This is a genomic window from Corynebacterium lizhenjunii (genome assembly GCF_011038655.2).
GTDB classification, from domain to species: Bacteria; Actinomycetota; Actinomycetes; order Mycobacteriales; family Mycobacteriaceae; genus Corynebacterium; species Corynebacterium lizhenjunii.
The window spans coordinates 264,226-276,375 of sequence record NZ_CP064954.1 but is presented as its reverse complement, the minus strand read 5'-3'; the positions used below and the strand labels follow the sequence as shown (position 1 = coordinate 276,375).

The 12,150-nt window shown below is 63.1% G+C and carries 13 protein-coding genes; 4 read left to right on the top strand and 9 right to left on the bottom strand.

Annotated elements, in window-relative coordinates:
• The first annotated feature begins 24 nt into the window (after window positions 1-24).
• The 3 genes from G7Y31_RS01300 to G7Y31_RS01290 are packed head-to-tail and all read left to right on the top strand — an operon-like array spanning window position 25 to window position 2,123.
• Entirely contained in the window at window positions 25-519 is a 495-nt protein-coding gene (locus tag G7Y31_RS01300; protein ID WP_165011061.1) for a DUF2505 domain-containing protein, read from the top strand.
• 6 nt (window positions 520-525) lie between these two features.
• A complete protein-coding gene (locus G7Y31_RS01295) occupies window positions 526-1,356 on the top strand; it encodes a class I SAM-dependent methyltransferase (RefSeq protein WP_165011059.1) in 831 nt (276 codons plus the stop codon).
• A gap of 2 nt (window positions 1,357-1,358) precedes the next feature.
• Complete coding sequence (locus G7Y31_RS01290; RefSeq protein ID WP_165011057.1) at window positions 1,359-2,123, top strand: LmeA family phospholipid-binding protein; 765 nt, start codon at window positions 1,359-1,361, stop codon at window positions 2,121-2,123.
• A 19-nt stretch (window positions 2,124-2,142) separates the two neighbouring features.
• On the opposite strand, the gene G7Y31_RS01285 is transcribed toward G7Y31_RS01290, so the two are convergent.
• From G7Y31_RS01285 to G7Y31_RS01255, 7 genes are all read right to left on the bottom strand, one after another.
• Window positions 2,143-2,616, bottom strand: coding sequence for a beta/alpha barrel domain-containing protein (locus G7Y31_RS01285; protein ID WP_165011055.1), 474 nt, complete (start codon window positions 2,614-2,616; stop codon window positions 2,143-2,145).
• Window positions 2,617-2,631: 15 nt separating this feature from the next.
• Entirely contained in the window at window positions 2,632-2,928 is a 297-nt protein-coding gene (locus tag G7Y31_RS01280) for a DUF2516 family protein (protein WP_413227960.1), read from the bottom strand.
• A 7-nt stretch (window positions 2,929-2,935) separates the two neighbouring features.
• Window positions 2,936-4,249: a DUF445 domain-containing protein gene (locus G7Y31_RS01275; RefSeq protein ID WP_165011051.1), complete on the bottom strand. Its 1,314-nt coding sequence runs from the start codon at window positions 4,247-4,249 to the stop codon at window positions 2,936-2,938.
• A 66-nt stretch (window positions 4,250-4,315) separates the two neighbouring features.
• Window positions 4,316-4,690, bottom strand: coding sequence for a hypothetical protein (locus G7Y31_RS01270; RefSeq protein WP_165011049.1), 375 nt, complete (start codon window positions 4,688-4,690; stop codon window positions 4,316-4,318).
• 189 nt (window positions 4,691-4,879) lie between these two features.
• Entirely contained in the window at window positions 4,880-5,629 is a 750-nt protein-coding gene (locus tag G7Y31_RS01265) for a succinate dehydrogenase/fumarate reductase iron-sulfur subunit (RefSeq protein WP_165011047.1), read from the bottom strand.
• Entirely contained in the window at window positions 5,629-7,638 is a 2,010-nt protein-coding gene (locus tag G7Y31_RS01260) for a fumarate reductase/succinate dehydrogenase flavoprotein subunit (protein ID WP_165011045.1), read from the bottom strand. Before G7Y31_RS01260 ends, G7Y31_RS01265 begins: the two co-directional genes overlap by 1 nt.
• A 17-nt stretch (window positions 7,639-7,655) precedes the next feature.
• Complete coding sequence (locus tag G7Y31_RS01255; RefSeq protein WP_165011043.1) at window positions 7,656-8,411, bottom strand: succinate dehydrogenase cytochrome b subunit; 756 nt, start codon at window positions 8,409-8,411, stop codon at window positions 7,656-7,658.
• A gap of 402 nt (window positions 8,412-8,813) precedes the next feature.
• On the opposite strand from G7Y31_RS01255, the gene ramB reads away from it, so the two are divergent.
• A complete protein-coding gene (gene ramB, locus G7Y31_RS01250) occupies window positions 8,814-10,223 on the top strand; it encodes an acetate metabolism transcriptional regulator RamB (protein ID WP_165011041.1) in 1,410 nt (469 codons plus the stop codon).
• Between the two features lie 76 nt (window positions 10,224-10,299).
• Here ramB and lpdA read toward each other — a convergent pair whose 3' ends face one another.
• Window positions 10,300-11,712 (bottom strand): dihydrolipoyl dehydrogenase, encoded by a 1,413-nt coding sequence (lpdA, locus tag G7Y31_RS01245; protein ID WP_165011039.1) that lies wholly within the window; start codon window positions 11,710-11,712, stop codon window positions 10,300-10,302.
• 141 nt (window positions 11,713-11,853) lie between these two features.
• Complete coding sequence (locus G7Y31_RS01240) at window positions 11,854-12,009, bottom strand: hypothetical protein (RefSeq protein WP_165011037.1); 156 nt, start codon at window positions 12,007-12,009, stop codon at window positions 11,854-11,856.
• Window positions 12,010-12,150 lie beyond the last annotated feature (141 nt).

The window sequence follows — 12,150 nt, the reverse complement described above, 5'->3', positions numbered from 1 at the left end:
GCCTACCACGGTAGTCTGTAAGCCATGTCTACTCGTAGCGAAAACACCGTAACCATCAACCAGCCGCTGGAGAAGGTGCATGAGGCACTGTCCACCCAGGGCTACTGGGCGCACATCGTGGCTACCCTGTCCCCGGAGCCGGGGGAGGTCCACGAATTTAGCGGCAACACCGCCGTCCTCTATGAGGTCCTGCCCACCAGCCTGCTGCCAGAAGCCGTGCAGGCCATGGTCTCCCAGGCGCTGAAGGTCAAGCGCACCGTGACCATCGGCGAGGTCGTGGACGGCCAGTTCCCAGTCAGCTTTACTGCTGACGTCAAGGGCACCCCCGTGGACTTCAAGGGCGATATCACCTACAAGGCGGAAGGCGAGGACAAGACTGTGCTCAACTACGTCACTGAGGTCTCCGTCAACATCCCGCTGATGGGCGCTGCTATCGAGCCGAAGGTGGCCGAGGCCCTGGGTGAGCTGTTTAGCAACGAGGCGCAGCTGACTGAGCAGTGGATTGCTGCCAACCTCTAAACACTGATGGCCGACCATGCGCATAATCTGCGAGCCCAGCGCGCGCATGGGCGGCCTTTTGGGGTGATCACCCGGGGCACCACCAACCAGAACCGGCTGCGCCGCTGCGACCGCTGGATGGTCAACCACCCGGAGATTTCCAGCCTGCTGCGCCACCACCCGCAGCCGTTGGCGCTGGATGTGGGCTACGGGGCCTCGCACACCACCACGGTGGAGTGGGCGGGGTGGCTGCGCCGGGTTAATCCACGGGTGCAGGTGACCGGCCTTGAGATCGCCCCGGAGCGGGTGCTGCCGCCGCGCGATGGGGTGAGTTTTGAGCTGGGCGGCTTTGAGTTGGCTGGCTACCGCCCGCAGCTGGTGCGGGCGTTTAATGTGCTGCGCCAGTACGACGTAGCGCAGGTGCCGGCGGCGTGGGAAGCGGTGACGTCGCGCCTGGCGCCGGGGGGCTTCTTTGTGGAGGGAACCTGCGATGAGCTGGGCCGGCGTTGTGCGTGGTTGCTGTTGGACGCCGCCGGTCCCCGCAGTCTGACTTTTGCATGGGAGCCTGCCGATGCCGCCCGCCCCTCCGACTTGGCTGAGCGTCTGCCCAAAATTCTGATCCACCGCAACGTACCTGGTGAGCCGATTCATGAACTATTGCAGGCTGCAGACCGCGCATGGGAGCGCAATGCGGGCTGGGCGCCGCATGGGCCGCGGGTGCGGTGGCGGATGGCTCACGCCCAATTGCGGGCGGAGGGCTGGCCGCTGGTGCCGCTGCGGCGCAGGTTGAGCGATAATTCCCTAACTATTGCGTGGGAAGCCGTTGCGCCGCAGGGTTTCAGCAGGCACGATGGGTAGCTATGGCTGCGAAGAAATCTGCCGCATCGACGGCGTGGAAGTACATTGTTGGGATCCTGGTCGCACTGATGGTGCTGGTTCTGATAGCAGAGCTGGGCTTGCGTTGGTTCTTGTCCTCCCAGATAACCAAAGAGCAAGAAGACGCCGAGGTCAGCTTCGGGTCTGCCCCGCTCACTTTGGGCATGCTGCGCGGGGAGATTGGCGCGGTGGACATGGAAATTCCCTCCACGCTGGCGGTGGACACGAAGGCCAAGACCATCACCGGCCAGCCTGCCACCCAGGTGCACTTGGAGGGCTTGAGCATGGGCGAGGATCCGGTGGCGCGCGAGCTGCACACCGTGACCACCTTGCCGCAGGACTTCCTCCTGGTGACCATCCAGCAGCAGATTGCGCAGCAGTCCGGTTACGACGTGCTGGGAGACCTGGTGCTTACCGGTCTGGAGGCTCTGCCGGACCAAGATGCCTTGGAGGTCGAGTTTGGCGGTGGGTTGTTTACCTTGACGGTACAGCCGCAGGCCCGCGATGGGCACATGGACTTTGTGGCCACCAATTCGCGCCTGCTGGCGTGGGACCTGCCGCAGCAGGTCAGTGACGCCATTACCGAAGCCCTTTCCTCCGGCACACAAGACCAGCTCCAGGGCACTGGCTTGCGGGTCGATGCCCTCCAGGTCGTCGATGGGGGTCTGCGGCTGGAGGCCTCCGGTAACAACGTCGCGTTGACCCAGGTGGGCAACATCGGCGCGGAGCAAGCCCAGCTGGCGGGATAAGGCGCTAGGTACGAAGGGGCTACGTGCGCTCGCTGAGGTCGAGCGTATGCACCGGCAGTGGCCAAGAGTCGGGCGGGTTAGCGTCTGCGCGGGCGGCAGCGGGCGCGGTGATGAAGCAGTCGTAGCCGGCGCGGGCTGCGAGGGTGGCTAAGGGGGAATCGGCAAGCTGTTGGGCATAGCCCACCGCGGCGGGGGAAATCAGGCCCAGACGAGCCGGGGCCGGGCAAGACTCGCGGATGGCCACCAAGTCCGCCAGTAGCGCATTGGGGTCCGCGACGGCGCCATCGCAGGCCACCCAGACCTCTTCGGCGCCATATTGCACAGCCAGGCGGGCCTCCGCAGCCTTGACCAGACTGTGGTGGCGCCCGGAAGGAAAGCCCGCCAAGGCGATCGCCCGCTGTGCTCCCCCGGACAGCGCGCGCGCAATATACGGCGGGGTGACCACCACCGTGCCCGTTGGCGTTGCGGCAGTGGGGTCGAATGTAATCGCCATCGCGTCTACGCGCCCTTAGTAGCCGTAGCCGCGCAGCAGATTTGAAATCTGGGGGCGCACATCAAACCAGTAGATGCCGATAATCACCGCGCCCACCCAGGAAAACAGCGTGAACCCCGGCAAAGACAAGACCGCGGCGGAGCCAACCAGCAGGGCCACCCACACCCACTTGGGCTTGCGGTCTGCGGCCTCAAAGGCATCCGGGCGAGTTGTCGCCGCCAGGCCCGCGCCCACCAGGCCGGCTAGAGCTATGGCCCAGTAAAGGCCGATGTGGAGGAGATTCACCATCGTCAATAAGCCGTACATGCGCACTAGCCTATCAGCCAAACAACAGCTGGTTCACCGTGTAGATGACCACGCCAGCCAGGGCGCCCACCACCGTGCCGTTGAGGCGGATAAACTGCAGGTCCTTGCCCACCATGAGCTCGATATTCGCCGACGCCTCCGAAGCATCCCAACGCTTGATGGTCTCCGGAATAATGCTGATGAGGTCCGGGGCGAACTTCTCCACCGCGTAGCGGGCGGCCTGGTCCACGAGTTGGTTGGCGCGGGCCAAGGTGGGGGCATCGCTAAGCACCTGCTGGGCTACCTCCTGGCATTTATCCGCCAGCTTGGTGCGCAACTGGGAGTCTGGGTCTTCCAGTTGTTCGCGCAGCGCGGTGGACACCGTCTCCCAGATGGCGCCCGGGGCGCGCTGCATCTGCGCAGAAGACAGCATCTGTGCCTTGATGTCTTCAACTTTGGCGCGCAGGGCCGGGTCGTGTTGTAGGCCGGCGGCGACGTCACTGAGCATGCGGCGCAGGGACAGACGCGCTTCGTGGTTACCGTCGGCCTGGACCTCCTGGGCAAACGCGCGGACTTGCTCGTAGACCTTCTCCCCTACCAGCTCGCGGGCAAAGCGGGGCGCCCAGCCCGGCATGCGCTCGTCAATGGTGCGCACGATGGCGCCTTCCCAGTCGTCCACCTTGCCGGCCGCCCAGGCGATGAGGTCGTCTTCAAGGGGGCGCGCTTTGCCCTCCGCGATATACGCCTCCAGCAGTCGCCCGGCGGGTGGGCCCCACTCCGGCGCGGTGGCGCGATCAATGATGTGAGTTTGGATAATCGCGGCAGCTTCCTCGCGGTCAAAGTCCGCAATCACCCCCGCTACTCGCGTGCCAATTTCTGCCGATGCCCTCTGCGCGTGCTCCGGCTGCACCAGCCACCGTGCTGCCTTGGTAGGTAGCTGCGCCTGGGTGACCTTTTCGCTCAGGGCATCTGGGGTAAGGAAGTTTTCCTCCACAAACTCGCTAAGTGCCTCGCCCACGCGATCTTTGTTACGCGGGATTAGCGCAGTGTGCGGGATGGGCAGGCCCAGCGGGTGGCGAAACAGCGCAGTAACAGCAAACCAGTCCGCAAGCCCGCCCACCATGCCGGCTTCCGCAGCGGCGCGCACGTAGCCCACCCAGGCGGGTGCGCCCTGGCTTTGCCACCAGGAACACGCCAGGAAGATAACGGCGGCACCGAGCAGGAAACTCAGTGCAATGGTCTTCCAGCGGCGTAGCTCCTGGGCGCGGTGGGGCGCGGGCGCAGGCACGACGGACGGGGTGGGCGAGGGATGGGGGGTATCGGCAGGCTGCGAAGCACGGTGAGACATGAGGGCCTTTCAGACGAAATACCCCGCCCCTTCACAAGGAAGGAACGGGGTGTTTGGGTGCGTGGTCTAGTTGACGCGGCCGGTTTCAGCGCGGTAGGCGCGGTAGAAGCGGCGGCCGTAGTGGACACAGCCCACGGCGGTGATGGCGACAACCACCAACATCACAATACCCACGATGAGCGTGACGGTGGGTTGGGAGCCCTCGCTAGAGGAACCGCCCCAGAACATCCCGGAGCTCACGCCCCACACGATGGTGCCCAGAGCCGGCAGCAGGGACAGGATGAAGCCCATGCCAATCCAGGTCTCTGCGCGCAGCAGGGAGGAGTGCGGAGCAGCGTAGGATACCGGGTCGTAGCCTTCGATGTAGCTGTCTTGGATCTTGGTGGGGAACTTGGGGTAGCTCTCCTCCAAGAAATCAGCTACTGCATGATTGTGGCTCATGGCTGACTCTTTCTCTCGTTAAAAAGTGTGTAACTTCAGCAACTATAACACCCGGGGCTTGAAAACCCGGAGCTACAGCGGCCCAAATCACTGTTCACAGCCGTCCCGGTACCCCCAAAAAGGAGGCAGCGGGGCGGCCGCGGCGCGCTTGTGGAAACTGCGGCGCGCGAGTGATAGCTGCGGCGGGGCCTAGTCGTCCTTGCCGCGCAGGGCAGCGCGGGCGCGCTCGCGGGTCACGGCACCCACGGCGGTCAGCGGCACGCCTGCCGGGCAGACATCAGCACACTCACCGAAGAGAGCGCAGTGGCCGAAGTTGGTCTCCAGGTCGTCGACCATGTTGCGGGCGCGGCGGCCGCGCTCTTCCTTGCCCAGCGGCATCAGGGAGAGGTGGACCAGCTTGGCGCCGGTGAACAGGTGAGCAGCGCCGTTGGGGCAGGCCGCCACGCAGGCACCGCAGCCGATGCAGGCCGCGTGGTCCAGGGAGAACTCGGCGGTCTCATGGTTGAGGTGGAGGGTGTCGGCATCCGGTGCGGTGCCTGCGTCCATGGAGACGTAGCCGCCCTGCTCCATCACGTGGTCCAGCGCGGAGCGGTCCACGATCATGTCCTTGATAACCGGGTATGCCGCGGAGCGGAAGGGCTCGATCTTCAGGGTGTCGCCCTCGTTGAACTGGAACAGACGCTGCTGGCAGGCAGGGGTGTTTTGTCCCGGGCCGTGCGGGCGGCCGTTGATGGTCAGGCCACAGGTACCACAGATACCCTCGCGGCAGTCGGAGGCGAAAGCGAAGGGTTCTTCGCCGCGCTCGATGTAGCCCTCGTTGACGTGGTCCAGCAGCTCCAGAATGGACATCTGCTCTGCGGCGTCGTCTACCTGGACGGTCTCGAAGGAGCCGTCCTGGGTCGGTCCGGCCTGACGCCAGATCTCAAGTGTCAGTTTCATTACTTGTAGTTCCTTGTCATCAGCGGAATCGAGTCGAAGTACAGGGGCTCAGCGTGGCGAATGAACTCGCCCTCGGCGCCGCCTGGCTCCCAAGCGGAGACGAAGCACCAGTTGGCGTCGTCACGCTCGGCCTCGCCGTCCTCGGTCAGGTGGTCGTCGCGGAAGTGAGCGCCACAGGACTCGTCGCGGTCCAGGGCGTCGATGCACATGAGCTCACCCAGGTCGATGTAGTCGGCAACGCGCAGGCCGTACTCCAGCACCTGGTTCATGTCCTCAGTCGAACCGGTAATCCGGACATTGGCCCAGAAGTCCGCGCGCAGGGCGCGAATCTTGTCGATGGCCGTCTTGAGGTCAGCGATGTTGCGAGACACGCCGCAACCCCAGTAGAGGATCTCGCCCAGTTGGCGGTGGTAGTACGCCGGGCCGTGGGGGTTCTCCCCGCGAATGCTCATCAGGCGCTCGATGCGCTGGCGGGAGCGCTCCACGGCCTGCTGTGCCTCAGCGGAGTCCTCAGCCAGCTTGGCCTCGCCCAGGTGGTGAGCCAGGTAGTTCGGAATGGTAAACGGCAGGGTGAACCAGCCGTCCACGGAAGCCGACAGCAGGGAGTTCGCACCCAGGCGGTTGGCGCCGTGGTAGGTCCAGGAGCACTCACCTGCGGCGAACAGGCCGTCCAGGGAGGTCATCTCATTGAAGTCGGTCCACAGGCCACCCATGGTGAAGTGGCAGGTGGGGGCAATACGCATGGGGGTCTCATAGGCGGACTCGCCAATGGCCTCCTCGTACATCTCAATCAGGTTGGAGTAGCGCTCGCGGATCTTGTCCTTGCCCAGACGCTCGATGGCATCGCGGAAGTCCAGGTACACGGAGTTGTGCAGCGGTCCCACGCCCAGGCCCTTGTTGATTTGCTGCGAGATGGCGCGGGAGGCCACGTCGCGCGGAACCAGGTTGCCGAAGGCCGGGTAGCGGCGCTCCAGGAAGTAGTCGCGCTCCTCTTCCGGAATCTGTGCCGGGTCACGGTCATCATTCGGCTCCACTGGGGACCAGATGCGACCGTCGTTACGCAGCGACTCGGACATCAGGATGGTCTTGGACTGCCACTCAGAGTTGACCGGCAGACCCGTCGGGTGGAACTGGATAAACGCCGGGGAGGCGAAGTAGGCACCCTGCTCGTAGGCACGCATGATGGCGCCTGCGTTGGAGTTCTTTGCCAGGGTGGACATGTGGTAGACGTTGCCGTATCCACCGGTACCCAGAATCACGGCGTGGCCAGTGAAGGCCTTGAGCTCGCCAGTGATCAGGTTGCGGGTGACAATGCCGCCGGCGCGCTTCTTCCCGCCGTCGTCGTAGGTGATGATGTCCTGCATGTCGTGGTGTGCAAAGAGCTCCACGTTGCCCAGCCCAATCTGGCGGTAAAGCGCAGAGGTGGTGGACAGCTGCAGCTGCTGACCCGTTTGGCCGCGGGTGTAGTAGGTACGCGAGACCTGCACGCCGCCGAAGGAGCGGGTGGCCAGGGTGCCGCCGTACTCACGGGCAAACGGAGCGCCGATGGCGTTCATGTGGTCAATCACGCGCACGGACTCGGTGGCCAGACGCCAGCAATCGGACTCACGGCAGCGGTAGTCGCCGCCCTTGACGGTGTCCTTGGTGTGGCGGTATGCGGAGTCGTTATCCACCTTCTTGTGGCGCGAAGAGTTCACGCCACCCTGGGCCGCAATGGAGTGCGCGCGGCGCGGGGAGTCGTGGTAGGTAAAGACCTTGACCTGGTAGCCCAGCTCGCCCAGTGCCGCAGCGGCCGCGCCGGCTGCCAGGCCGGTTCCGACTACCACGATCTCGAACTTGCGGCGGTTGAGCGGGGAGACCAGCTCCATGTGGTCCTTTTGGTAGGACCACATGTCCTTCATGGGTACACCGTGGGGCTCGTTGGACTCGAGGATGGTGCCTGCGGTCACGCCCGGAACGATGGACTGCGGGTGCGAGAAATCAGGGTGCTCGCGCTTCAAATTAGTCATGGGTTAATTCACTCCTCTTAAGAGACCCAGCCCAGGGCGATGGACAGCGGCATAACGATGTTCGCCAGGCACACAACAGCCGGGACAATGTAGGCCAGGATCAAGAAGACCTGACGCCACTTGGCACCGGTAATACCCAGGTCAGAGGCGGCCAAGCGGATGCCGTGGGTCAGGTGCAGGAACAGCGCGCACATGGCCAACACGTAGAAGATGGTCACCGGCCAGCGGCTGAAGGTAGCGATCATGTTCGCCTTGACGGCACCGTGGACAAAGGCCTCGGAGGCCACCGGCTGGACACCCATGGTCAGGTCCAGGATGTGGAAGATGATGAAGAGCAGCAGGATAACGCCGGTCACCAGCATGGTGCTGGTGGCAAAGGAATCCAGGCCGCCCATCAGGTTGGTGCGACGGAACTTGCCGCGGGATGCCCGCGAGCGCGAGATCAGGGTGAACGCGCCGTAGATGTGCGCCAGCACGCAGGCCAGCAGCACAATGCGCACGATCCACAGGGCGTGACCCTCCGGGATCAGCGGATCACCGAGTGCACGCAGGTACTCGCCGTAGTGGTCGATTGCTGGGGCACCATCGTGGTCCGGCAGGTAAATCTTCAGGTTGCCGGCCATGTGGCCCACCACGAAGAGTGCGAAGAACAGGCCGGTGACGGCCATGATCAGCTTGAGTGCCCAAGTCGGAACGCCCGGCTTGGTACGAATTGTTTCATTAGTAATTCGGCCGTGAGCGATTGCCTCACGGTCTGGATTTCTTACAGTCATGACACCTCCATAGTCGCCTTAACCTTACGCACGCCTATGCCCTGGCCACTAGTCGAATTGGTACCGATTTCCCAGCCACACTCAAGGTAGCCATTTCCGGAGAAATTCCTTTAGGTAAGGATCGCCTTAAACGCGGATTTCAAAAACCGCAACACGCTTGCGTTGTGGGATTTAGAAAACTCGAATGTTGCGTATTTCCCCACCCCTCACAGCGGCCCTGTGACGTTCCACACAGCACCCCGATAGAGTGAAGAACCTACCCCGTTAGGTATCAAACTTTCGCACGATACCCCCGCATTCTCACCCGTCACAGCGCCCCCTCTACGCTGCCACGTCACAATCCTTCACAAGGCATTTGCAAAGGTTGTGTATCCCCCGCCAAAACGCGGTAATCTACCTCACATGAGCAAGACTTACGTGGGATCCCGCTTACGCCAGCTGCGCCGCGAACGCGATCTTTCCCAGGCTTCGCTAGCTGCCACCCTGGGGCTTTCCGCCAGCTACGTCAACCAGATCGAGCACGACGTCCGCCCGCTCACCGTGCCCGTACTAATGAAGATCACCGAAGTCTTCGGCGTGGACGCCACCTTCTTCTCCCGTGATGACGACTCGCGCCTGCTGGCGGAAATCCAAGACGTGATCCAAGACCAGGAAATTTCCCCCTCCCCTGTGGAGCTCCAGGAGCTCTCCGAGCTGGTCTACAACCACCCTTCCGTCGCCCGCACCCTGGTAGACATTCACCGCCGCTACCGCAATATGCGCGACAAGCTCACTTTGGCCACCGACATTCGCCGCTCCGCCCCCGGCTCCCAGGTTCTGTCCATGCCCCACGATGAAGTCCGCGATTTCTTCTACGCTCGGCAGAACTACCTGGACTCCCTTGACCACCAGGCCGAGGACCTCGCTGCTCAGCTGGGCGTGGAGGCCTTTGGCATCCGCGACACCGAGGCCGCCATTGCCCGCCATCTGCACCAGGCCCACAACGTCACCATCACTACCCACGCGCACCTCGATGGGACGCTGCACCGTTTCGATTCTGCCACCGGCCACCTGGAGCTGGCCGCGCGCCTGAGCCCCGGCCAGCGCGCGTTCCGCATGGCCGCAGAGCTGTGCTTCCTGGAGGCCCACTCGCACATCACAGAATTGATTGCCGATGAACCCTTCACCTCGCAGGCATCAGTCAACCTGGCTAAGCGCGGTATCGCTAGTTACTTCGCCGCTGCCGTCTTGTTGCCCTATAGCCTCACGCACTCCCGCGCGGAGCAGGACGGCTACGACATTGAGCACCTCTGCCAGGTCTTCGGCGTGGGCTATGAGACAGTGGCCTCCCGGCTGTCGACCTTGCAGCGGCCCAACCAGCGCGGTATCCCGTTTACCTTCGTGCGCGTGGACCGCGCGGGCAATATGTCCAAGCGCCAATCTGCCACCGGCGTGCACTTTTCTAATTCCGGCGGCACCTGCCCGCTGTGGTGTGTCTATGAGACCTTCGCCCAGCCGGAGGTCATCGTGCGCCAGCTGGCCCAGATGCCGGATGGCCGCAACTACCTGTGGGTTGCCCGCGCCGTGGGCCACAACCGCGGCCGCTTTGCAGAGACCAACAAGCTCTTCGCTATCGCCTTGGGCTGCGAGGCCCGCCACGCTGACCGCACCGTCTACTCCGCCGGCCTGGACCTCACCGACGCCAGTTCCGCTACCCCCATCGGCGCCGGTTGCCGCACCTGCCCGCGTACCAATTGCGCCCAGCGCGCCTTCCCCGCCATCAACGAAGCGCTGACCATCGACGCCCACTCTTCTACCGTGGCTCCCTATTAGCCCAAAACTGCCGATGCGCCTGCAGACGACGTCAGCAGGCGACAAAATCTGCAGGCGGCACGCAGGAAGGGCTGGGCTATAGGTTGATCATGTGCCCGCCGATGCCCTCGGCAGCTTCCTTCATTGCTTCCGACAGCGTCGGGTGCGTGTGGACGTTGCGGCCGATCTCCTCCGCAGTCAGGTCAAAGCGTTGCGCCAGGGTCAGCTCCGGCAGCAGCTCGGAGACGTTGGAGCCCACCATGTGGCCACCGATGAGCTCGCCGAACTCGCCGTCGGCGATGAGCTTGACAAAACCCGCGGTCTCATTCAGACCAGCAGCCTTACCGTTGGCAGAGAACGGGAAGGTGGCGACCTTGATCTCGCGGTCCGGGAACTTCTCGCGAGCCTGCTCCTCGGTGTAGCCGAAGGAGGCCACCTGCGGGTTGCAGAAGGTAGCGCGCGGCATGTTCATGTAGTCGCCCAGCAGCTGGGTCTCTGCCCCGGCGATAACCTCTGCGGCCACCACACCCTGGGCCTCCGCCACGTGGGCCAGCTGCAGCTTGGCGGTGACGTCGCCGATGGCGTAGATGCCCTCAACGTTGGTGCGCATGTGGTCGTCGATAGCAATGGCGCCACGCTCAGTCAGCTCCACGCCGGTGTTTTCCAGGCCGTAGCCCTCCACACGCGGGGCGAAGCCGATGGAAACCATGCAGCGCTCAACGGTCAGGGTGTCGGTCTTGGAGCCATCCTTGGACTCGACCTCCACGGTGACGTTATCGCCATTGTCCTTAATCGAGGTGGTCTTGTAGCCGGTGAGCAGCTTCACGCCCAGCTTCTTGTACTGCTTTGCGATCTCCTTGGAGACATCCTTGTCCTCGTTAGGCAGCACGCGGTCCATGAACTCCACGATGGTCACGTCCACACCGTAGTTGGCCAGTACGTAGGCAAACTCCATGCCGATGGCGCCCGCGCCCACAATCACCATGGACTTAGGCGCGTCTTCCTTCAGAATCTGCTCTTCGAAGGAGACGATGTTGCCGCCGATTTCTACGCCCGGAAGGGAGCGCACCACGGAGCCAGTAGCGATGATGCAGTTATCGAAGGTGACGGTGGTGCCCTTGGCGTCGCCCTCGGTAATCTCAATGGTCTTGGCGTCCTTGAAGGAACCCAGACCGTTGATCTCGGTGATCTTGTTCTTCTTCATCAGGTAGTGCACGCCCTTGACGATGCCCTCCGAGACCTTCCGGGAGCGCTTGTGCGCCGCCCCGAAATCGAAGCTGACCTCACCAGAGATACCAAAGTCCTTGGCCTCGTGGTTGAAGATGTGGGCAACCTCTGCGTTCTTCAGCAGCGCCTTAGAGGGGATGCAGCCCACGTTCAGGCAGACACCGCCCCAGTACTGCTTCTCAATAACCGCAACCTTCTTGCCCAGCTGGGCTGCGCGGATGGCGGACACGTAGCCGCCGGGGCCCGCGCCGAGTACTACAACGTCAAAATGTTCATTAGTCACGCCCTACAGAATACGTACTTAAGTCCTATTTGTCTGCATGGACCGCGATTTTCTCCCCCACCACCCCGAACCCGCCCTGCCTGGCCACCCCGCACGCAGGGCAGTGGGGTGAGGCCAGGGGGCATCGGCAAGCTCAGGTGCTTACATCAGCCCCAGGTTGAGCGCGCCAACGGCCAGCGCGGAAGAACCCTGGTGGACAAAGCCGCCGAGGAATTCGTTGATCATGACCAGGAGCTGTTCAAAATTCACAGGGAAGTTTGCGGGAATGTTCACTGGAAAATTCACGGGGAAGTTCATGGGAGTCCTTAAAAAATCTGGGAAATTCGTCGCGTTAGAACTAACGCTTCGCCGCAAATTATGACACAATTGTCACACCAGCACCAGCTTTCACGCCGCCGTGGCGGAAACTTGCTAACGGAACCCAGTTACACAACGATG